Source organism: Streptomyces sp. 2114.4 (assembly GCF_900187385.1).
GTDB lineage: Bacteria > Actinomycetota > Actinomycetes > Streptomycetales > Streptomycetaceae > Streptomyces > Streptomyces mooreae.
The window spans coordinates 2,631,523-2,652,385 of record NZ_FYEY01000001.1 but is presented as its reverse complement, the minus strand read 5'-3'; the positions used below and the strand labels follow the sequence as shown (position 1 = coordinate 2,652,385).

Here is a 20,863-nt window from a genome sequence, read left to right as displayed (position 1 = left end):
TCGTTGCTTTTCGGGGTTCCCGCGTTCCCCGCAATGGCCGCACACGCGGCAAGCGCGCGGGCAAGTTCGACTCCCGACCGCCATGATGCGGCGGCAATCCGCCCGAATGACGATCCGGCAGCTGTTTCGCTCTTCTTTGCGAAATTTCCGGTCCCGCTTCGGCGTGCAGGGGCGACACATTTTCTCCCCGCTTCGTTTCATCCCATTTCATCGGTTCGTTCTTGCGATTCTTTGTGTGCGGCTCATTGCCGCCGGGAATTCCTCGACGTACCGCATCGAGGAAGGTTCTCCATGAACCGCACAGCTCGCACGAATGACCGCTACTCCCGCTCTGCCGGCTCGTCCGGCTCAGGCCGCGGCGGCTACCGCTCCGGTGGGCCGAACCGCTCGGGCACCGGGCGTTCCGGGGGCTCCGGACGGCGTCCCGCGGCACTGCAGGGAGAGTTCGCCCTGCCCGTCACCCACACTCCCGCCCTGCCCCCGGCCGAGACTTTCGCCGAGCTGGACATGCCGCCGGCGCTGCTGGCGGCCCTCAGTGCGGAAGGCATGTCCGCCCCGTTCCCGATCCAGGCCGCCACGCTGCCGAACTCGCTGGCCGGACGCGACGTTCTCGGCCGCGGACGTACGGGATCGGGCAAGACTCTCGCCTTCGGTCTGGCCCTGCTGGCCCGTACCGCCGGGCAGCGCGCCGAGCCCCGCCAGCCGCTGGCACTGGTCCTGGTCCCCACCCGGGAACTGGCCCAGCAGGTCACCGACGCCCTCACCCCCTACGCCCGGTCGCTCAAGCTGCGGCTGGCCACCGTCGTCGGCGGAATGTCGATCGGCCGCCAGTCCAGCGCACTGCGCGGCGGGGCCGAGGTGGTCGTCGCCACGCCGGGACGGCTCAAGGACCTCATCCAGCGCGGTGACTGCCGGCTGAACCAGGTCGGCATCACCGTGCTGGACGAGGCCGACCAGATGGCCGACATGGGCTTCATGCCCCAGGTCACCGCGCTGCTCGACCAGGTCCGTCCCGAGGGGCAGCGGATGCTCTTCTCGGCCACCCTGGACCGCAACGTCGACCTGCTGGTCCGGCGTTACCTGACCGACCCCGTGGTCCACTCCGTCGACCCCTCGGCGGGCGCGGTCACGACGATGGAGCACCACGTGCTGCACGTCCACGGCGCCGACAAGCACGCCACCACCACGGAGATCGCCGCCCGCGAAGGTCGGTCGATCATGTTCCTGGACACCAAGCACGCCGTGGACAGCCTCACCAAGCACCTGCTGAACAGCGGTGTCCGCGCCGCGGCCCTGCACGGCGGCAAGTCCCAGCCCCAGCGCACCCGCACCCTGGCCCAGTTCAAGACCGGCCATGTCACCGTCCTGGTGGCCACCAACGTCGCCGCCCGCGGCATCCACGTCGACAACCTCGACCTCGTCGTCAACGTCGACCCGCCCAGCGACCACAAGGACTACCTGCACCGCGGCGGCCGTACCGCGCGCGCCGGCGAGTCCGGCAGCGTCGTCACCCTCGTCCTGCCCAACCAGCGCCGCACCATGAACCGCCTGATGGCGGACGCGGGCATCACCCCGCAGACCACCCAGGTCCGCTCGGGCGAGGCCGAGCTGAGCCGCATCACCGGCGCCCAGGCACCCTCCGGTACCCCGGTCACCATCGCCGCACCGGTCGTCGAACGCACCAAGCGCAGCGGCTCCTCCACACGCGGCCGCCGCAGCCGCCCCGCCCAGGCCCGCCGTGCCGCAGGATCAGCCCGAACCGCGACACCGACTGCGCGGCAGACCTCCTCGGCCCCGGCCGCCTAGGCCGGTTCCGGAACGATCACGCTCGGTTCGTCGGATCACCATTGTCACGGAGGCTTTCGTTGATGCTGCAGAGCTACCCCCAGGCGGACCGTTCCGACAGGGCAGCCGGCGACGTCATGTCGTCGCCGGGACCACAGGTCGGCGACGACATGATCGTCGACGTGGCCCTGTCCGTCCTCATCGGGGCCCGTGCCGACCATCTCCTCGTCCGTGACGAGGACGGGCGGTGTACGGGCCTGATCACCCGCTCCCAGATGACAGCCCACCACCGGGGCTCCTGGTACACCGAGGAGACCCGGCTGCGGGACCTCATCTACGACCGTGGGCCCTTCACTTCGCCCATGATGTCTGCACACGACGCGGAACGCGCCATGCGTCAACGCGCGCTGCGGGCCTCACCCGTGATCGGTGAGGACGGGCACGCCCTGGGCGTCGTGGTCCTCACCCGTTGATCCCTCTCCGCCCAGGCCGGCGATCCGTTTCCGGCTTCTCTTCGACCTTGTAGAGGCACTATGCGCGTCGTCATCGCCCGCTTCCCTTTCGACCTGCTCAAGACCGAGGTGCAGGATGCGATGAAGGGCATCAAAGCCGAACCCATCACAGGTGAGTCCGTGCTCATCGGTCGCCGCCATTACCCCGTCAAGCAGGTCGGGGAGATCATCACCCGGCAGGATCGCCGTGACTTCTCCGCCGGTGAAGTGACCCGAGCCCTGAGCCGCCTCGGCTTCGTGTGCCGCCCGGCTGCCGCGCTCGTGCCACCGGCCGGTCTCACACCACTGGAGACGGCGTCGGCCTTGCTGGGGCACCCGGCTCAAGCCTGACCGGACCGCTGTGGGCAAAGAATCCGCCCGGCAGCGGCCAACTCAGCGGCCGGAAGAGCGAGAGCGGAAGACGGTCCTAGCCGTTCCGACCCCCTCGAGTACCTGGAAGTCCGCCACCGCCTCGGGGCCGGCCGTCCGGTGATGACTGCGCCCTGGACGACCACGGACAGCGCCGGGGAGGGCCCTCACCCGGCTGCCGCGCTGGCGGAGCGGGCGGCCGACCTGGTGGAGCCGATGAAGCCGAAGCTTCGCGGCTGGCTCCATGCCGCGACGGTCCCGGCCCCTTCCACGCCCTGACCGTGGCCGGCTTCACCGCGCGCTACACCGCCATCTCCCTCGCCGTCTGCTGACCACGGCGGTGCGCCGGCTGGTATGCCTCGTCCGCCCCATGTTCACAGGCGCGGAGGCTCGGACGCTGCCGCGAGGTCAGGGGACACCTCGACCGCGGTGCTCAGTCCGGTTCGCGTCAGGCTGATGGCGAACAGCTCCGGCGACGATATCGGCCGAGCTCGTCTGCCTGGCTGCTGTGGGGTCAGGCTGTCCGACGCCGGCTGAACGTCCCCGGGGCACGGCGGCCGTGCTCGGGCGCGGAAACGGAGTTCGGATGGCGGGGAATGCATCGCGGGGCCCTGGTGCCGAACACGCACCAGGGCCCCGAGGGGTTTGAACACCATCTGCCGGCTTACTGCGGTGCCGGCCTTCTGTTTCCGCACCGTCGCCCGGGAGAGGGCGGGAAGTGCGGGGATCGCGGCTGCGTGACCGGGGACCACCTTCCAATCCGGGGCCTGCGGTACCCGAGCGGACTCACTTCCTCGCCCGGGCGATCCTGATGGCGTCTGCCTCCTTCTCATCCTCCTGCCGACCTGCTTGCTCCTGCGGATCGGCTGTTCCGCTCGCGGCCCCGGGGGCCGCCCGGCCCGGCAGTCAGTCGCGGGGCCCTTGTGCACATCTTTCGGCCCCGCGACTCCACTGCCGTGCCTCTTCTGGCACTGCACGCGCGGCAGTTCGACCTCTGCCGTGCCTTCGATCTCTTGGCTACGACGAAAACACTAACCCCTGCGAGGTCGCATGTCTATCGCCGACGCGGCAGATTTTCTGTGAGGGCGGTGGTCGAGCTTCTGTCGGCCACACCTGGTGAAACCTGCACCAGGTAGCGCGTTGCCGGGGTGTGGGAACCGAAGAGGCGGGCGCACTGCCTGTCACGGCAAAAGGCGCAACAGGTCACAGGTGGGGCGTATGCGCAGGAATGGCGCGAAGATCAGCAGCGCCCCTCCTCGCGTACCGGCCGTGGTGCGGGGCAAAAGCCCGGACAGTGTCCACCGGGCCCGCGAGGCGACCCGCGCATTCACCGACAACCTCACCCCAGTACCGGAAGCCGGGCCGGGGTGAGGCTGTCGGCGAAGGCACGGGTTGCGCCGCGGGCGGGTGGGAGGCCGGCGGGGCTGTCGTCCTCGAAGGTGAGAGGGGGCCTCGGAGCTATCGTGTGGGTTGTCGTCATGTCGTTCCTGCGCCCACACCCCGCTTGAGTCGGTTGTGCCGCCGGGCTCAGCTTGTGCCCGCCGGGCCGGCCAACCCGAATGGCACTCTTCCGGGTGCGCATGAGGCAGAAGTCCGCTCTCTGGCTGTTGAGAAAATCTGTCACGGCGAGCGTAGACATGGGCGCGTGCGGAGGTTAGTGTTTCCCCGTACCCAAGAAGTCGAAGAGGGCACGGCAGAGATGAACTGCCGTGCAAGCAGGTCAGAGCAGGACGCGGAACGGCAGTGGAGCGACGGGGCCGGAATTGGTGGTTCCTTCACTGACTGCCGGGCCGAGCGGCCCCAGGGGTCGCATGCAGTACCCGATATCCAGCAGTACAACCGAGTAACCGAATGAGGTAAGGAGCAGACGCCATCAGGATCGCCCGGGCGAGGAAGAAGACCGCTCGGGTACCGCAGGCCCCGGATTGGAAGGTGGTCCCCGGTCACGCATCCGCGATCCCCGCAGCCCCGCCCTCCCAGGCGGGCCGGCGGAACAAGAAAGCCGGCGCAGTCAGCCGGTAGATGGTGTTGAAAGCTCGGGGCCCGGGTGCCGGAACGGCACTCGGGCCCCTCGATGCGTCCCCGAAAGAAGAGGTCTATGCCCCCTCGCAGTCCCCGCCCCGTCGACAAGTTCGACGACGACGACTACCCCGCCTACACCATGGGCCGGGCCGCCGAAATGATCGGCACCGCCCCCGCCTTCCTCCGCGCCCTCGGCGAACACCGCCTGATCACCCCGCTGCGCTCCGAAGGCGGTCACCGCCGCTACTCCCGCTACCAACTACGCATCGCCGCCCGAGCCCGCGAACTCGTCGACGCCGGCACCCCCATCGAAGCAGCCTGCCGCATCATCATCCTCGAAGACCAACTCGAAGAAGCCCAGCGCATCAACGAAGACCTGCGCACCCGCACCTCGTAACAGCGTTGCGAGACCGACCTGCCCGAGCTGAGCACCACTGCGGCGGCGACAACGTTTGCCCCGGCGGCCGGGCCGGCACCCGGAACCAGGCCCGTCCGCCGCACCGAGGTCCAGGAGGGCCTACATCGAGGCTGAGATCCGGCCCCAGAAGGTCCGCGAGCTCACGCGTGACCAGTTCGGGCAGTTCGCCTCCGAACAGCGGCGTGGAGGCGAAGACCTGCCATCCCCGCTGGGCCGCCTGAGCGGATGGGACCCCGTTCGTAAAGTGCCCGCCGGAACGCGGTTGCGGTGACGGGGGATACCGACAACTGAATCGCACGCAGGTGGTGAGCAACGGTACCGGCCGCCTCTCAGGCCGGCCGGTCCAACTGCGGAACACTCAGACACCCTGTAGCGAATCCGTCCCAGGTGGCTACTCCGTAGGCAGTGAGGGCGCCTGCAGCCACCTCCTCCTCCAGAGCTGTGAAGGCTGCGCGCAAGGCCTCACCCGGATTCACCACCGCCCACTCGGGGCTGTGGGCGACATAACGTCCAGGCTGCCCCGGCCGAGCTCGACGCGGTTTCGCGCACACTGCCGGTGGACGTACTCCGCTCTCAGGCAGTGCCCGGCCTGCGGCGAGCTGCGCATCTCGCGCTCGACACAGCTGACCGAACTCCAGGGGCGGATCGAAGGGCCTCAGCGGCTGCCCGCTGGGCCCACAGCCGTGAAAGGGCCGCCGAAAACCTTCGGGAAGTTTTCGGGAAAACCAGCCGCCGAGAGCCGTACAAGACCGACTTCGGCCGGACTCCCACCGCCGCCTCCAGGAGTCGTTCCGGCCTTGCCGAAGCCGCCGCGCCGGACCGGCTAAACCGCCCCTGACCAGCGAAAAGCCCTCCACGAGGGAGGGCTGGACACCGTACGGGCGATGGCGCCCCCGGCAGGACTCGAACCTGCGGCCAAGTGCTTAGAAGGCACCTGCTCTATCCACTGAGCTACGGGGGCCGGGTGTGGGCGTGGATCACGGACCGCGGACAAGGATAGAGGTCCGGGTGCCTCGTCCCGGTTGCTTCACCTGCGTGGCACGTTGTGGAGGTTCGGTGAAGCGGTCCCGATAATCGCAGGCAGGTACGAATCCTGCATCGCTTTTGGCCTCCCGTGCGGCGGGTGTTGTGCACTCGTTATGCCTGCGCCGCGCTTGTCGCGAACGTCCCATGCGTCACTCATCCCGTTCTGTGGGGGTTCTTGCGGCGCGCACAAGGGGTTATACGCTTCAAAAACCCAACGAAATTGGGCATTCTGCACATGTGGCGACCTTGGACGTACGACCCCGGCTGATCGACGCACTGTCCGTTCTGCGCAACCGCGTCGACGCCGCACGCTTTCCACTGCCACTTCGGGGTGCTGCCCGGGCCCGGCGCAACCGGGCCGAGCTGCTGGCCCAGCTCGATGACTATGTGATTCCCCGTTTGCGTTCCCCTCAGGCCCCGCTGCTCGCGGTGATCGGCGGATCGACCGGGGCGGGCAAGTCCACGCTGGTGAATTCGCTGGTGGGGCGGCGGGTCTCGGAAGCGGGGGTGCTGCGGCCGACGACGCGTACGCCGGTACTGGTCTGCCATCCCGATGATCTCCATTGGTTCGCCGGGCCGCGAGTCCTGCCGCAGCTCGCCCGGGTGTGGGTTCCTGAGCAGGACGACGGCGGTGAGGACGAGTACCCGGCGGGTGGTGACGGCCTGGGGCCGGGCCACTACGGAGTGCACGGTGGGGGCGGAGTCGGCGGCGTCGGCAGAGCGACCGGAGTGGCCGGAGCGGCCGGAGGCTATGACTACGTGGGTGAGGGGCGGGGGGCCGGTGGCGGCGCGGTCGTGCGTGGCGCCGGTGGTGGCTATGGGGGCGGAGGCGGTGGGGCGTACGGGGGCGAGGGGTACGACGGTGGGGCGTTCGAGGGCGTGGGGAGTGTCAGGGGGGCAGGGCCGGGTGGGGGGCCTGGTGAGACTGCGACGGGGGGTGGGGGCGAGGCGGGGCTGCTCACGGTGCGGATCGAGACGGATCGGGCCTTGCCCAGCGGGCTGGCGTTGCTGGACGCCCCGGACATCGATTCGCTGGTCGCACGCAACCGGGAGCTGGCCGCCGAGCTGATCTGCGCGGCGGATGTGTGGGTGCTGGTCACCACGGCCGCCCGGTACGCGGATGCGGTGCCCTGGCATCTGCTGCGTACGGCCAAGGAGTACGACGTCACGCTGGTGACCGTGCTGGACCGGGTGCCGCATCAGATCGCCACGGACATTTCCGGGCGGTACGCGGAACTTCTCCAGCGGGCCGGGCTCGGACATGTCCCGCGGTTCACCATTCCCGAGCTGCCCGAGTCGGCCGGCGGCGGGAGTGGCCTGCTGCCCGCCACGGCCGTGGCGGCGCTGCGGGGCTGGCTGGAGCGGCATGCCCAGGACCCCGTGGCCCGCACCGCCGCGGCGGACCGTACGGCCGCCGGGGTGATCGCCTCGCTGCGCAGCCGGCTGCCCGCGCTGGCCGGGGCCGCCGCCGCTCAGCACGCCGCGGCGCTGCGGCTGGCCGGCCGCGTCGAGGAGGCGTACGAGCGGGCCGCGGAGCGGGTACGGCAGGAGGTCGCGGCCGGAGAGGTGCTGTCCGGGGATGCCCGGGCCCACTGGCGTGATCATGGGCCGGGCCGTCGGTCGGACGAACTGCTCGACGCGCTGACCGACGGCCTGACCTCGCTGCTGACCTGCGCCGTCGAGGAGGCCGACGAGCGGGCCGCGAGTGCCTGGCGGCAGGATCCCGCGGCCACCGAGGTCTCCATGTCGGCCGCCGCGGGCGCGACGGGCGCGGGCGGACGGCTCGGCGTGATCGTCCGGCGCTGGCGGCGCTGTCTGGAGGAGCTGGCCGAGGAGGAGACCCGTGAGGCGCGTGCCGGGCAGGCCGGTGAACGGGCGGGGTCGGTGGAGCCGGAGGAATCGGCGGCGCTGTTGGCCACCGCCCTGCTCGGCGGCCGGCGGGCCCGTACAGCGGGCGAGAACCTGGCCGATCTCTTGGGGGCCCAGACCGCGCTGCGGCTCTGCGACCGCGGTGCCCGGCTCCTGGCCACGTACGTGGAGCGGGCCCTGGACGGCGAGCGCGAGCGGCGGCTGGCACCGCTGGACCGGCTGACCGTGCCGCTGGACCAGCAGGCGGAGCTGATCGCCGCGCTGTCCTTGGTGCAGAGGGAGCGGCAGGAGGAGTCGGAGAGGCAAAAGCGGGCGCGGGACGAGGGCGAGCGGGAGAGGGCGAGGGAGAAGGGGATGGAGAGGGAGATGGAGAAGGAGGAGGTGTCGGGGTGAGTGATTCCGAGGCGGCGGTCGGTTCCGGGGAGAGGCCCGGGAAGAGGCGGGAGACGGGGGACGGGGAGGCCGAGGAGAGGGCGGGGCAGGCTGTGGCTTCGGGGGATTGGGTGACGTCGGCGGGGCTGGGGGCTGACGGGCCTGGAGGGGCTGAAGGGCCTGGAGGGGATCAAGGGCCTGGAAGGGCTGAAGGGGGCGACGCGCTCGTGGAGGGGGACGACGCGCTCGTGGAGCCTGTGGGGGGCCGGGAGCCGGATGAGGGCGGGGAGCGGGAGACACGCGTGGGGGCGGAGCCGGTGGTGCGGGCGGCGGTGGTGGGTGGGCCGTGGGATGACGGGCTGATTGCGCGGCGGGCGCGGGATGTGGGGGTGCCCAGGCCGCTGGGGCGGCTGGCGGGGAGCGAGGAGCGGGTGGAGACGCCCGTGGTGGCAGGTGTGGCGTCGTCGGGTGGGAGCCATGGTGTGTCAGGCGTGCGGGCGTTTGGCGCGTCGCATGCTGAGTCACGGACCGCCTGCCGTGCCGAGGCGCGTGGTGACCGCCGCGGAGGCGACCGTGGTGACGCGATGGTTCAGCCGCGTTCGCCGGCGGGTGTGGAGGGTGGGGGCGTGGGCCCCTACCGGTGGGTGGCGGGTGGTGGGCGGCGGGCCGCCGGGGGTGGGCTGCGCGGGCGGCTGGATGCCTTGCGGGAGTTGATCGCGCTGTCCCGGTCCCGGCTGGACGGGCGGGCGCTGGAGGGCGCGGGGCGGGTGCTGGAGACGGCGGGCGAGCGCTACCGGCTGTCCGGCGAGCACACCGTCGTCGCCATCGCGGGCGCGACCGGCAGCGGTAAGTCGTCGCTCTTCAATGCGCTGGCCGGGGCGAACCGTTCGCAGGTCGGGCCGCGGCGGCCGACGACCGCGGAGCCGGTGGCCTGTGTCTGGCCGGGCAGCCGGTCGGGCGCGGAAGGGCTGCTGCACCGGCTGGGCGTGCCCGCGCACCGGCGGCACGCACCGGCGGACGGCAGCTCCGAGCTGCACGGGCTCATCCTGATCGACCTGCCCGACCACGACTCCTCGGCCACCGAGCACCGCGCTCAGGTGGACCGGATGCTGGAGCTGGTGGACGCGATGATCTGGGTGGTGGATCCGGAGAAGTACGCGGATGCGGTGCTGCACGAGCGCTACCTGCGGCCGTTGGCGGGCTACGCCGAGGTCATGTTCGTCGTCCTCAACCAGGTGGACCGGCTGCCCGGGGACGCCGCCGACCAGGTGGTGGACGATCTGCGCAGGCTGCTGGACGAGGACGGGCTGGCCCTCGGCGAACACGGGGAGCCCGGGGCGGCGGTGCTGGCACTGTCCGCCGCGACCGGCAGGGGTGTGGGTGAACTGCGGGAGTCACTGGGCCAGTTCGTCGCGGAGCGGGGAGCGGCCGACCGGCGGCTGGCGGCGGATGTGGATGCGGCCGCCGAGCGGTTGCGGTCCGTATATGCGGCACAGAGGCGGGTCGGGCTGACCGAGCAGGCCCGTGCGGAGTTCGACGACCGGCTGGCGGAGGCGGTCGGGGCGGTGGCCACGGGGCGCGCGGCGGAACGGGACTGGCTGCGGTACGCGGAGCGCGCGTGCGGGTCACCGTGGGCGCGGATGCGGGGGTGGCGGGGGAGCCGCGGGAGCCGGTGGGGACTGTGGGGCTCCGGGGGCGGGACAACGGGCGCAGCGGGTATCGGGGGAGGGCTCACGGGCGCCGGGCGGGCGGAGGCGGGGCGCACGGGCGCGGGGCGGCAGGGGGCGTCCGGTGAGCTGCCTGCGGCCGGTGGCGCGGCCCGTGAGGCAGGGGAGCCGGCGGTGGACGGCCGGGCCGCGGCACGGCCCGTGGTGGAGCAGGCCGTCCGCACGGTGGCTGCTGAGGCGGCGCACGGATTGCCGGCGCCCTGGGCCCAGGCGGTGCGGGAGGCGGCGGACCGGGGGGCGTACGGGCTGCCGGAGGCGTTGGACAAGGTGGCGGCGGATGCCGAGGAGTCGCTGCGGGGCGGGCCTGGAGTGAAACCGCGATGGTGGAAGGTTGCCGCCTCGTTGCAGGGGCTGCTGTCCGTACTCCAAGTCGTCGGTGTGCTGTGGCTGCTGGGCGCCGTCACGGGGGCGGGTGGGGCGACGGCTTGGGTCTTCGGGCTGCTGCCCGCGCTTCTCGGCTCGGTGGGCGGGCCGGCGCTGGCGTGGCTGTGCCGGGTGGTGGCACGCGGACCGGCCAGGCGTTACGGGCAGGACGCCGAGCGGCGGCTGCGGGGTGCGGCGGCCGGGTGTGGACGGGCGCGAGTCCTGGAGCCGGTCGCCGCCGAGCTGTTGCGCTATCGCGAGGTACGGGAGCAGTACGCGGTGGCGTCGGGCGCCTGATGGGGGGGGTGAGGGGTGTTGCGCTGCCGCCGGCCGTGCCCGTGTGCCTGACGGCTGTTGCCTCGTGGCGGTGCCTGGCGGCGCGTCTGACGAGTGGCATCGGCGCGTGACAGCGGGCGCGGGGCGGTGGGCCGGGACGGTGGATTCCCCCTCCCGGGTGGCCGAGTTGTCCACAGTCGGCCGACCGTCCACAGGCCGCCGCGGCGCCCGCCGAATCCGTGCAGCATGAGGTCAACGCAGCGCGAGCGGCACATGACGGGAGCGAGCGCATGACGCGGGGGAGGCGTGTTCCGTGAACGACACGATGGTGACGCTGGTGGGGAATGCCGCAACGGCGGTGGAGCACCGGCAGACGACGGCGGGTGTGTCGGTGGCGAGGTTCCGGCTGGCGGCTACATCCCGTCGGTGGGACAGGGCGCAGGAGCGCTGGACCGACGGGGGGACGAGTTTCTACACGGTCCGGTCGTGGCGGGCGCTCGCCGACAACGTCGCGGCGTCGGTGGCGGTGGGGGAACCACTCGTCGTCCAGGGGCGCTTGCGGTTGCGGGAAGGGGAGCAGCCGCCCGACCGGGGCGGGCAGCGCTGGTTCTCGGCGGAGGTCGACGCCGTGGCGATCGGCCACGATCTCGCCCGCGGCACCGCCGCCTTCCGGAGAGTCGTCCGGCCGCCGCGTACGGACGCCGACCACGGACCGGCCCCGTCATCCGCACCGCACCTCTTGCCCTCGTCGCGGCAGGAGCCTCCCGGACAACAAGAGCCCGGGGAAGGGATGTTGTCCGCTGACCGGACACCGCCGGGCGCCGCGGGGTCACGGACTGAACCAACTGAATCAACTGAACCAACTGAACCGACAGAATCGGCAGAATCGGCAGAGGGGGAACGGCCGGTGGCCGGAGAGGACCCGGCGCAGGCCGACGCACAGACGCCCGCCGAGAAACCGGCACTCGCCACGGAACCCGCCACGAGGCCGGCGCCCGCCACGAGACCTGTGCCCGCCACGAGACCTGCACTCGCAAAGCAACCCGCCGGAAGACAGTCACCTACCAAGCGCCGGCCACCCACCGCGCGGCAGTCACCCGCCAAGAGACGGGCTGCCGAAGCGATTTCGCCACCGTCCGAACCGCTGGAAGGGGCCGTTCCGCCGGCCTCCACCCTAACCCTTTCGCCTGAGAAGGTCGCTGTGTACCGAAAAGTTCCGGGGATTTGTCGATAATGACAGGCCAGGGTGCCCGTTGTCGGTAACGATTGCGATTCGGATCGCTTATGGGATGCCATTACTGGGGACCCTGATGCACCTGCTCCATAAGATCCGACAAGTACTCACGGGGGCTGACGTGTTCGGCTGTTGAGTTCTTTGGGATCTTTTCGGCGAGGCATCCTCTCCCACTCGACCGCCTCGCCCAGAGGGGAAATTCATGCTTTCGATGAAGAGGCGGGGCGCAGCTCGCCTTGCCGCCGCGGTCGTGGCCTCGGGCCTGGTCGCGGCGGGTGCGATAGCCACCGCGGGCACTGCCGCGGCGGATGACACGACCCCCACGCACGGGGGTGCCACCGCCACGCTCGGCGGTCTGAAGACCTTCGACCAGGCGGTCGTGCACAACGACGGAGGGGACCAGCGCGTGGGCGCGGGCCTCTTCGAGATGGCGGTCGACAACGGCGGCACGCTCCAGACGTACTGCATCGACATCCACAACCCGACGCAGCAGCAGGCGAAGTACCAGGAAGTGCCCTGGAGCGCCTCGTCGCTGCACAACAACGGGGACGCGGGCAAGATCCGCTGGATTCTGCAGAACTCGTACCCGCAGGTGAACGACCTGGCCACGCTCGCCTCCAAGGCCGGCGCCGGCAACCTCACCGAGAAGACCGCCGCGGCCGGCACCCAGGTCGCGATCTGGCGCTTCTCCGACCATGCCAAGGTGGACGCGGTCGACCCGGCGGCCGAGAAGCTTGCCGACTACCTCGAGAAGAGCGCACAGAACGTCGGCGAGCCCAAGGCGTCGCTGACCCTGGACCCGCCGGCGGTCTCCGGCAAGTCCGGCAGCAAGCTCGGCCCGGTCACCGTGCACACCAACGCCGACAGCGTCACGATCTCCCCCGCCGCCGGTGTGCCGGCCGGTGTGAAGGTCGTCGGCAAGGACGGCAAGCCGGTCACCAGCGCGACCGATGGCACCCAGCTGTTCTTCGACGTGCCCAAGGGCGCCGCCGACGGCAGCACCTCGCTGACCGCGCAGGCCGCGACCAAGGTCCCGGTCGGCCGTGCCTTCACCGGCATCGGTGAGCACGCCAAGAGCCAGACCCAGATCCTGGCCGGTTCCAGCGAGTCCACGGTCTCCGCGGCCGCCACGGTCTCCTGGAAGAAGCAGGGCGCCATCCCGGCGATCACCGCCGAGAAGAACTGCGCCAAGGGCGGCGTGGACGTCACGGCGGCCAACAAGGGCGATGAGGCCTTCCGCTTCCAGCTCTCCGGCAAGAACTACGAGATCGCCCCGGGCAAGTCGCAGACCGTGACGGTCCCGGTGTCCGAGGACCAGCCGTACAACATCACGATCAAGGGTGAGGGCGGCTTCAAGAAGTCCTTCTCCGGGGTCCTGGACTGCAAGACCGCCGGCAGCGGCGGCGGCAAGCCCTCCTCGCAGCCCAGCCCGGCCTCGGTCGGCGGCAGCACGGGCGGCGACAAGGGCGGCGACCTCGCCGAGACCGGTTCCAGCAACGCCACTCCGATGATCGCGGGCGTCGCGGTCGTCCTCGTCGTGGTCGGCGGCGCCGCGGTGTTCTTCCTCCGCAAGAAGAAGACCGGCACCCCGGCTCAGTGACGCCAGGGACCCGGTGACCCGGCGTCCGGTGGTACCTGACCGGAGCCGTTGAGAGCCGGCGAACAGCGACCACCGGCGGCCGCTCGGTTACCTCAGGGTGAGCGAGCGGCCGTCGGTCGGCAGGAAGGCCCCGGAGCGCGACGGCGCTCCGGGGCCTTCCGCGTCCGGCGCCACCGGGCCGCTTCCTCCCGCGGGGAAGCGCGGCCCGGGGGGCGGACGCCGGGCACAGCGGAAAAGCTCGCCGCGCGCCGCACGCCGCACGCCGCTCAACAGTGATCAACGCGGGCAGAACGCTGACAGAGGGCAACCGGGCGGACACCGCCTCGTCGCGGGTCGGCGCTGAGCAGGGGCGCTCTGACCTACTCGTTTCCGCCAGAGCACAGGCGTACGGCAAGATGGGTGTATCTGCCCTTCCCATGGTCACGGCGTATGACGGCCCTGGGGCGGTGCCGCACAGACCCTGATCCATCCAAATCTGCCGGACGGTTTCTCTTGGCTGAGTACATCTACACGATGCGCAAGGCGCGCAAGGCGCACGGCGACAAGGTCATCCTCGATGACGTGACGCTGAGCTTCCTGCCGGGCGCAAAGATCGGTGTCGTGGGTCCCAACGGCGCCGGCAAGTCCACGGTGCTGAAGATCATGGCCGGTCTTGAGCAGCCGTCGAACGGTGACGCTTTCCTCTCCCCCGGCTACACCGTCGGCATGCTCCTGCAGGAGCCGCCGCTGGACGAGTCCAAGACGGTGCTGCAGAACGTGCAGGACGGCGCTGCCGAGATCATGGGCAAGCTCCACCGCTTCAACGAGGTCGCCGAGCTGATGGCGACCGACTACTCCGACGCGCTGATGGAGGAGATGGGCAAGCTCCAGGAGGACCTCGACCACGCCAACGCCTGGGACCTGGACACCCAGCTCGAGCAGGCCATGGACGCGCTGGGCTGCCCGCCCGGCGACTGGCCGGTCACCAACCTCTCCGGTGGTGAGCGCCGCCGCGTCGCGCTGTGCAAGCTGCTGCTGGAGGCCCCCGACCTGCTGCTCCTCGACGAGCCCACCAACCACCTGGACGCCGAGTCCGTGCAGTGGCTGGAGCAGCACCTCGCGAAGTACCCCGGCACCGTCGTCGCCGTCACCCACGACCGGTACTTCCTCGACCACGTCGCCCAGTGGATCTGCGAGGTCGACCGCGGCCGCCTGCACGGCTACGAGGGCAACTACTCCAAGTACCTGGAGACCAAGGAGACCCGTCTCAAGGTCGAGGGGCAGAAGGACGCCAAGCGCGCCAAGCGTCTGAAGGAAGAACTGGAGTGGGTGCGCTCCAACGCCAAGGGGCGGCAGGCCAAGTCCAAGTCGCGACTGGCCCGTTACGAGGAAATGGCCGCCGAGGCCGACAAGATGCGGAAGCTGGACTTCGAGGAGATCCAGATCCCGCCGGGCCCGCGTCTGGGCAATGTCGTCGTCGAGGTCGACAAGCTCAACAAGGCCTTCGGCGAGAAGGTCCTGATCGACGACCTGAGCTTCACCCTGCCCCGTAACGGCATCGTCGGCGTCATCGGCCCGAACGGCGCCGGCAAGACCACGCTGTTCAAGATGCTCCAGGGCCTGGAGACCCCGGACTCCGGTGACATCAAGGTCGGCGAGACCGTCAAGATCTCCTACGTCGACCAGAGCCGCGAGAACATCGACCCCAAGAAGACCCTGTGGGCCGTGGTCTCCGACGAGCTCGACTACATCAACGTCGGCCAGGTCGAGATGCCCTCGCGCGCCTATGTGTCCGCGTTCGGCTTCAAGGGTCCGGACCAGCAGAAGCCGGCCGGGGTGCTCTCCGGTGGTGAGCGCAACCGCCTCAACCTGGCGCTCACCCTCAAGCAGGGCGGCAACCTGCTGCTCCTCGACGAGCCGACCAACGACCTCGACGTCGAGACCCTGTCCTCGCTGGAGAACGCGCTGCTGGAGTTCCCGGGCTGCGCCGTGGTCGTCTCCCACGACCGCTGGTTCCTCGACCGCGTCGCCACGCACATCCTGGCGTACGAGGGCGAGTCCAAGTGGTTCTGGTTCGAGGGCAACTTCGAGTCGTACGAGAAGAACAAGGTCGAGCGCCTCGGTGCGGACGCGGCCCGTCCGCACCGCGCCACGTACAAGAAGCTGACCCGGGGCTGACCGCCGTGCGTCACCTCTACTCCTGCCCCCTGCGCTGGTCGGACATGGACGCCTTCGGCCATGTCAACAACGCGGTGTTCGTCCGCTACCTCGAAGAGGCGCGGATCGACTTCATGCGCCGGCTGGCGCCGGGGGGCGGCAGTCCGTCGTTCACGGGCGGCTCGGTCGTCGCCCGGCACGAGATCGACTATGTGCGGCCGCTGGTGCACCGGCCCGCCCCGGTGACCGTCGAACTGTGGGTGACGAAGATCAGCGCCGCGTCGATGACGGTCGGCTACGAGGTCAAGGACGAGGACACGCTCTACCTGCGCGCCTCGACCGTCGTCGTCCCGTACAACTTCACCGAGGAGCGTCCGCGCCGCCTCACCGCGGAGGAGAAGGCGATCCTCAAGGAGTATCTGGACGACGCCTCGCACCAGACGTCGCAACCGAAGGGAACCGTCGCGGTATGACGGTGCTGCACCTGGCCGACGCGGGGGAGGCGGCGGATCTCGCCGCCTTCCTCGCCCGGCTGATCCACTACGACAAGGCCGCCGCGGTACGCCTCCAGGCCGATGGCGGGGTGCTTGCCGTCTTCGGCCGCCCGCCGTCCTTCGAGGTGCTGGCGATCCGCACCGCCCGGCTCGCCGGGGACAGCTCCGGGGAGGCCGGGAACAGCACACCGGACGCCGGGAGCGGTACTCCGGGCGTCCGGCACACCGCTGTGGACGCGACCGTCTTGGCCGGCGCGCTTCTCGAAGGCATCGAGGAGCCGGCGGGCGTGGTGACCGTGCCCGCCGCGGTCACCGGCCCGCCCTGGACCGGGCTGCTGCCGCCGCGCGGCGGCTGGCAGCGGGTGCCGGGACTGCCCGCGCCCGAGGCGCTGGTGCGTGCGGTGGCCGGCGCGGTCGCCGAATTCCGGGCCCGGGACGAGGCGTTGCCGCCGCAGCACCGCAACCGCGGCGAACGGGACCGTATCGGCCGGGAGATCTGGTCGCGGACCCTCGGCGACACCCACCTTCCGCTGCGCGCCGCCCATGCCGCGCACTCGCTGGGCTTCCTGCGCCCGGTGCGCGCGGGTGCGCTCGTGGGGGGCGGTACGTCTCCCGGAGCCGCTGACCCCGTCACCGCACCGCAGCCCCAGCCGCTGAGCCTGCTGTCCGCGGGCGGCTGGCTGCGGCTCAGCACCCCGTACGGGTCGGTCGCCGTACGGACCGGGGGCCCGGAGGGTCTGACGGGGCTCTCGGGGCTCACGGTGACGCCTGCCTGACGAGGCGGCGGGGCGGACGGCTGACCGGCGCCGACGCCGACCGGCCCGCGGCGGCGCTGACCGGCTTGCGCCGGGGCGCGTACGAGGTGTCAGCCCGCGCCGCCCTGTGTACGACCGTGTCAGCCCGCGCCGACGCGCGTACGGCCGTGTCAGTCCGCGGTGTTGATCATTGTGGCGGCCGCGTACGTGAGGTAGTTCCACAGCTGCGTGGCGTGCGCCTCGGACAGGTCGAGGGAGTCCACCGCGTCCCGCATGTGGCGCAGCCAGGCGTCGTGGGCGGCCCGGTCGACGGTGAAGGGGGCGTGCCGCATCCGCAGCCGCGGGTGTCCGCGTCCGTCGCTGTACGTACGGGGGCCGCCCCAGTACTGCATGAGGAAGAGCGCCAGCCGCTCCTCGGCCGGGCCCAGGTCCTCCTCCGGGTACATCGGCCGCAGCAGCGGGTCCTCGGCGACTCCCTGGTAGAAGCGGTGTACCAGGCGCCGGAAGGTCTCCTCGCCACCGACCTGTTCGTAGAAGGTCTGCTCCTCGAGCGTGCCGCGTGGAATCTTGTTCACCCGTCCATGGTGGCAGACGCCCCGGCCGAGGACTTCGGTCGTAGGACGGAGAGGCCCCTCACGCCCGGAACGGCGACCGGGAGGGCAGCGGGAAAAGCGGCCGGAATGCGGTCGGAAGTGCGGCCGGGGCGTGATCCGTTGATCACGCCCCGGGGTCGCTCGGTGGTCCGCCGAGGGTCAGCCGCGGCGGACGGTCAGCGTCGTCCAGGCACCGACGTGCACCCGGTCGCCCTCATGGAGTGGCACCGGTACATAGGGCTGGATGGGGTCCTCGGCGAGGTTGATCGTCGTGCCGTTGGTGGAGTTCTGGTCCACCACCGCCCAGCTGCCGTCCTGCTGCTGCACCAGCAGCGCGTGCTGGTGCGAGACGCCCGGGTCCTCCGGCGCGCTGCCCAGATCGATGTCCGGGGCCTCACCGGTGCTGTTCCGGCGGCGGCCGACCGCGATCTGTCCGTTGGCGAGCGGGAGCACCTGCTCGGGGGAGTACGAGGGCAGATTGAGCCCCGCCGCCTCCGGGCCGCTGCGGCCCATCATCGCCATGAAGTACTCGCGGTCCGGCGTGATCGCCACCACCCAGCCGTTGCCGACGACCGGCTGCGGACCCTGCGGCGGTGCCGCGGGCCCCTGGCCGGGGCCGCCGTTCCACTGCTGGTCGGGTCCGGGCTGCTGCGGCGGCATCTGCTGCTGCTCGTACGGCGCGGACTGCTGCGGCTGCTCGTACGGGCCGGGCTGCTGCTGCTCGAACGGAGCCTGCGGCTGCTGCTCGTACGGGGCCTGCGGCTGCGCCGGGAACGGCGACGGCTGCTCGAACGGGGCCTGCGGGCCCGGTCCGGGCGGTGCGGGTGCCATCGGCGGGGGTCCGGCCTGGGCGCTCGGCGGATTCAGCGTCCAGTCGTCGCCGCCCTGCTGCTGCGGCGGCGGGCCGGGCTGACCGGCCGGGCCGGGGCCGGGCATGCCGGGGAAGCCGCCGGGGCCAGGCTGACCGGGACCGCCGGGGCCGGGCTGGTCGGGAAACCCGCCGGGGCCGGGCCGGCCGGGGCCGCCGGGGGGCATGCCGTGCGGGGGCTGGGGCTGCTGCGGCGGCGGGAAGCCGTAGCCGTCCTGGCCGCCCTGCGGGCCGGGTGCGGGCGGCGGGAAGCCATAGCCGCCCTGGCCGCCCTGCGGGCCCGGCTGCTGGGTGGGCGGCGGCGCGTAGGACGTCGGGGAGTTGGTGAGGAAGTTGTAGCGGCAGCCCTCACAGAACGGCGCCATCGCCTCACGCGGGGTACCGCACTGGGGGCACGTCTCGGACTGGCCGGCCTGGCCGGGCTGACCGGGTCCGCCCTGGGGGCCCGGTGCGGGCGGCGGGAAGCCGTAGCCGCCCTGACCGCCCGGGTTTCCCTGACCGCCCTGGGTGCCGGGACCGGGGGCCGCGGGGCCGGGGGCCGGCGGCGGGAAGCCGTAGCCGTCCTGGCCGCCCTGGGTGCCGGGGCCGCCGGGACCGGGTGCGGGGGGCGGGAAGCCGTAACCGCCCTGGCCGTCCTGGCCTCCCTGACCACCTTGGCCGCCCGGGCCGTCCGGAGCGCCGGGACCACCGAAACCGGGGCCCGGACCGGGGCCGCCGGGCGGCGGACCGGGCTGTCCGGGCGGCGGACCGGGCTGTCCGGGCGGAGGGCCGGGTTGGCCGGGGGCGGACCGGGCTGTCCGGGCGGTGGGCCGGGCGGCGTGTTCAGGAAACCTGCAGGCAAGGAGGGCGGCGGGGGCACAGCGCCCGCCATCCGCTGGCCGCACACCTCGCACCAGTCTTCGGCCACCGACTGGTGGCCGCTCGGGCAGGTCGGCATGTCGGTTCTTCCCCCTCCGTACCGATGTGCTGCGGTGGAACTGCTCGGTACTGATCGTGGCTAATTCTTCATGCGAACGGTTTTCGTCGAGCGCGTCTCGAGAGTCATCTCGTCCGCCTCGGCGACCTTCGCCTTCAGTCGCACAGTACCGGTCGCCGCATCGACGACGTCCACCACCTTCGCAAGGAGTTTCGCAGTCTCCTCGTTCCCCGAGGCGCCTGCGAGCTGCACCGCACGGCCCAATTTCGCCGTGGCGCCTTCGGTATCACCCGACTTACGGGCATCCAGTCCCTGCTGGATGAGATATGCCAGTTCCGCCTGTCCTGTGTAGTGCGCGACCTGCGGATCGATCGATGTGGAAGCAGTCACATCGTCCGTCCACACGGCGCGTACGAGCCCCTGTGCCAGCCGCCGCGGCGGGGTGGCGCACGGGGCGGGGCCGTCCGGTGCGGAGATGATCAGCGAGACGCGGCCGGCCAGCATTTCCTGGCCGACGGCGGCCGCGGGGACCCGCAGGCAGAGGTGGTAGTCGCGGGACTCGTCACCCCAGGAGCCGGTCGGATAGTCCCCCGACCGCGGGCCGGAATCCCGGCGCCGGCCCGTCAAGTCCGCCACGGCGGGCGCCACTTGCCGGACGAAGACGGTCTCGGCGCCCAGCGGGGTCCACAGCCGCAGGGTGACATCGGCGATCTCCTTGCCCATCGCCCTCTCCATCAGCCGGGTGAAGTCGGCGGCGAGGTGCGCCGGATCGGCGACGATATCGGCGGTGCCGAGCAGCGCCGAGGCGATCCGGGTGACCTCCTTGACCTCCCAGTCCGTGCCGACACCGCGGGCGTCGCAGGTGAAGGAGCCGGCGCAGGCGTCCAGGGCGGCGCGCAGCTCCTGCGGTGACTCGTGTTCATTGCGGCCGTCGGTGAGCAGCACGGCGTGCCGGACACCCACCGCGGCCCCCGACAGCAGCCGGGCGGTCAGCCGCAGCCAGGTCCCGATGGCCGTACCGCCGCCCGCGCTCAGCTTCCGCAGCGCTTCCTTCGCCCGCGCGCGGGTGGCCGCACCGGCCACGGCCAGCTTGCCGTCGCCGGGGAAGATCTCGGCGGCCCGGTGATTTCCGGCCACCACCGCGAAGCCGGCACCGTCGCGCACGGTGTCGATGGCGGCGGCCGTCGCCTCCCGGGCGCCGCGCATCTTCTCCGGCGGATGGTCCATCGACCCGGAGCAGTCCACCATGATCACCACTCCGGCGTCCGGGCCGCCGGTGCCCGCCGGACGGACCGGCCGGCCCCCGGTCGTGCCGCCCCCGGTCGCGGTGACCGTCACGATGGCGTGCACCTCGCGCCCGCCTTCGGGCAGGTAGGGGTTCTGGTACACCTCGGCGCAGAAGCGCGGCACACGGGACTTGGTGAAGTGGGCCATCCGTTCCGCTCCTTGAGACGCCGTAACCGGTCGATCGGGGCTGTCGGGGCCGTGCTGCGTCGTGCGTGCTGCGTCGTGCGTGCTGCGTCAGGCGTGGTGCGTGGTGCGGGGGCGC

At 71.6% G+C, this 20,863-nt stretch carries 15 protein-coding genes and 1 tRNA gene; 12 read left to right on the top strand and 4 right to left on the bottom strand.

The annotated features are described in order from the left end of the window. Positions 1-291 precede the first annotated feature (291 nt). The 5 genes from CFW40_RS11525 to CFW40_RS11505 all read left to right on the top strand — a co-directional run bounded on the left by CFW40_RS11525 (position 292) and on the right by CFW40_RS11505 (position 5,064). The gene (locus CFW40_RS11525; RefSeq protein ID WP_088797699.1) at positions 292-1,806 is read left to right on the top strand and encodes a DEAD/DEAH box helicase; all 1,515 of its coding nucleotides are present in this window, start codon (positions 292-294) and stop codon (positions 1,804-1,806) included. Positions 1,807-1,868: 62 nt separating this feature from the next. After that, complete coding sequence (locus tag CFW40_RS11520; RefSeq protein ID WP_088797698.1) at positions 1,869-2,258, top strand: CBS domain-containing protein; 390 nt, start codon at positions 1,869-1,871, stop codon at positions 2,256-2,258. 60 nt (positions 2,259-2,318) lie between these two features. Then, complete coding sequence (locus tag CFW40_RS11515; protein WP_088797697.1) at positions 2,319-2,627, top strand: SCO5918 family protein; 309 nt, start codon at positions 2,319-2,321, stop codon at positions 2,625-2,627. 141 nt (positions 2,628-2,768) lie between these two features. After that, a complete protein-coding gene (locus tag CFW40_RS38000) occupies positions 2,769-2,924 on the top strand; it encodes a hypothetical protein (RefSeq protein ID WP_256331509.1) in 156 nt (51 codons plus the stop codon). A 1,819-nt stretch (positions 2,925-4,743) separates the two neighbouring features. Then, positions 4,744-5,064 carry a MerR family transcriptional regulator gene (locus tag CFW40_RS11505; RefSeq protein WP_088797696.1) on the top strand — a complete coding sequence of 107 codons (321 nt, stop codon included), beginning with the start codon at positions 4,744-4,746 and terminating at the stop codon, positions 5,062-5,064. Between the two features lie 906 nt (positions 5,065-5,970). On the opposite strand, the gene CFW40_RS11500 is transcribed toward CFW40_RS11505, so the two are convergent. Beyond that, positions 5,971-6,046 (bottom strand) — tRNA-Arg (locus CFW40_RS11500). A 302-nt stretch (positions 6,047-6,348) separates the two neighbouring features. Between CFW40_RS11500 and CFW40_RS11495 the strand changes: the two genes are divergently transcribed. The 7 genes from CFW40_RS11495 (at position 6,349) to CFW40_RS11465 (ending at position 16,958) form a co-directional block, all read left to right on the top strand. Continuing rightward, entirely contained in the window at positions 6,349-8,373 is a 2,025-nt protein-coding gene (locus CFW40_RS11495; protein WP_088797695.1) for a GTPase domain-containing protein, read from the top strand. A gap of 563 nt (positions 8,374-8,936) precedes the next feature. Next, positions 8,937-10,739 (top strand): YfjP family GTPase, encoded by a 1,803-nt coding sequence (locus CFW40_RS11490; RefSeq protein ID WP_088802054.1) that lies wholly within the window; start codon positions 8,937-8,939, stop codon positions 10,737-10,739. A 304-nt stretch (positions 10,740-11,043) separates the two neighbouring features. Then, positions 11,044-11,952: a single-stranded DNA-binding protein gene (locus tag CFW40_RS38900; RefSeq protein ID WP_371127330.1), complete on the top strand. Its 909-nt coding sequence runs from the start codon at positions 11,044-11,046 to the stop codon at positions 11,950-11,952. A gap of 202 nt (positions 11,953-12,154) precedes the next feature. Then, the gene (locus CFW40_RS11480) at positions 12,155-13,552 is read left to right on the top strand and encodes an LAETG motif-containing sortase-dependent surface protein (protein WP_088797694.1); all 1,398 of its coding nucleotides are present in this window, start codon (positions 12,155-12,157) and stop codon (positions 13,550-13,552) included. Positions 13,553-14,044: 492 nt separating this feature from the next. Continuing rightward, the gene (gene ettA, locus CFW40_RS11475; RefSeq protein WP_088797693.1) at positions 14,045-15,709 is read left to right on the top strand and encodes an energy-dependent translational throttle protein EttA; all 1,665 of its coding nucleotides are present in this window, start codon (positions 14,045-14,047) and stop codon (positions 15,707-15,709) included. A gap of 5 nt (positions 15,710-15,714) precedes the next feature. Continuing rightward, positions 15,715-16,161 carry a thioesterase family protein gene (locus tag CFW40_RS11470; RefSeq protein ID WP_088797692.1) on the top strand — a complete coding sequence of 149 codons (447 nt, stop codon included), beginning with the start codon at positions 15,715-15,717 and terminating at the stop codon, positions 16,159-16,161. Next, the gene (locus tag CFW40_RS11465) at positions 16,158-16,958 is read left to right on the top strand and encodes a hypothetical protein (protein ID WP_088797691.1); all 801 of its coding nucleotides are present in this window, start codon (positions 16,158-16,160) and stop codon (positions 16,956-16,958) included. Before CFW40_RS11470 ends, CFW40_RS11465 begins: the two co-directional genes overlap by 4 nt. Before the next feature lie 149 nt (positions 16,959-17,107). Here the strand turns inward: CFW40_RS11465 and CFW40_RS11460 are convergent, their stop codons facing one another. The 3 genes from CFW40_RS11460 to CFW40_RS11450 form a co-directional block, all read right to left on the bottom strand. Beyond that, complete coding sequence (locus CFW40_RS11460; RefSeq protein WP_088797690.1) at positions 17,108-17,512, bottom strand: globin; 405 nt, start codon at positions 17,510-17,512, stop codon at positions 17,108-17,110. A gap of 177 nt (positions 17,513-17,689) precedes the next feature. After that, positions 17,690-18,763: an FHA domain-containing protein gene (locus CFW40_RS11455; RefSeq protein WP_088797689.1), complete on the bottom strand. Its 1,074-nt coding sequence runs from the start codon at positions 18,761-18,763 to the stop codon at positions 17,690-17,692. Between the two features lie 632 nt (positions 18,764-19,395). Continuing rightward, on the bottom strand, positions 19,396-20,748 hold the full coding sequence (locus CFW40_RS11450) for a VWA domain-containing protein (RefSeq protein ID WP_088797688.1): 1,353 nt from the start codon (positions 20,746-20,748) through the stop codon (positions 19,396-19,398). Positions 20,749-20,863 lie beyond the last annotated feature (115 nt).

Bases quoted from the DNA above. Each gene is read 5' to 3' on its own strand.
- CFW40_RS11525 (WP_088797699.1), top strand. From the start codon at position 292: ATGAACCGCACAGCTCGCACGAATGACCGCTACTCCCGCTCTGCCGGC.
- CFW40_RS11520 (WP_088797698.1), top strand. From the start codon at position 1,869: ATGCTGCAGAGCTACCCCCAGGCGGACCGTTCCGACAGGGCAGCCGGC.
- CFW40_RS11515 (WP_088797697.1), top strand. From the start codon at position 2,319: ATGCGCGTCGTCATCGCCCGCTTCCCTTTCGACCTGCTCAAGACCGAG.
- CFW40_RS38000 (WP_256331509.1), top strand. From the start codon at position 2,769: ATGACTGCGCCCTGGACGACCACGGACAGCGCCGGGGAGGGCCCTCAC.
- CFW40_RS11505 (WP_088797696.1), top strand. From the start codon at position 4,744: ATGCCCCCTCGCAGTCCCCGCCCCGTCGACAAGTTCGACGACGACGAC.
- CFW40_RS11490 (WP_088802054.1), top strand. From the start codon at position 8,937: ATGGTTCAGCCGCGTTCGCCGGCGGGTGTGGAGGGTGGGGGCGTGGGC.
- CFW40_RS38900 (WP_371127330.1), top strand. From the start codon at position 11,044: ATGGTGACGCTGGTGGGGAATGCCGCAACGGCGGTGGAGCACCGGCAG.
- CFW40_RS11480 (WP_088797694.1), top strand. From the start codon at position 12,155: ATGCTTTCGATGAAGAGGCGGGGCGCAGCTCGCCTTGCCGCCGCGGTC.
- CFW40_RS11465 (WP_088797691.1), top strand. From the start codon at position 16,158: ATGACGGTGCTGCACCTGGCCGACGCGGGGGAGGCGGCGGATCTCGCC.
- CFW40_RS11455 (WP_088797689.1), bottom strand. From the start codon at position 18,763: ATGGCGCCGTTCTGTGAGGGCTGCCGCTACAACTTCCTCACCAACTCC.
- CFW40_RS11450 (WP_088797688.1), bottom strand. From the start codon at position 20,748: ATGGCCCACTTCACCAAGTCCCGTGTGCCGCGCTTCTGCGCCGAGGTG.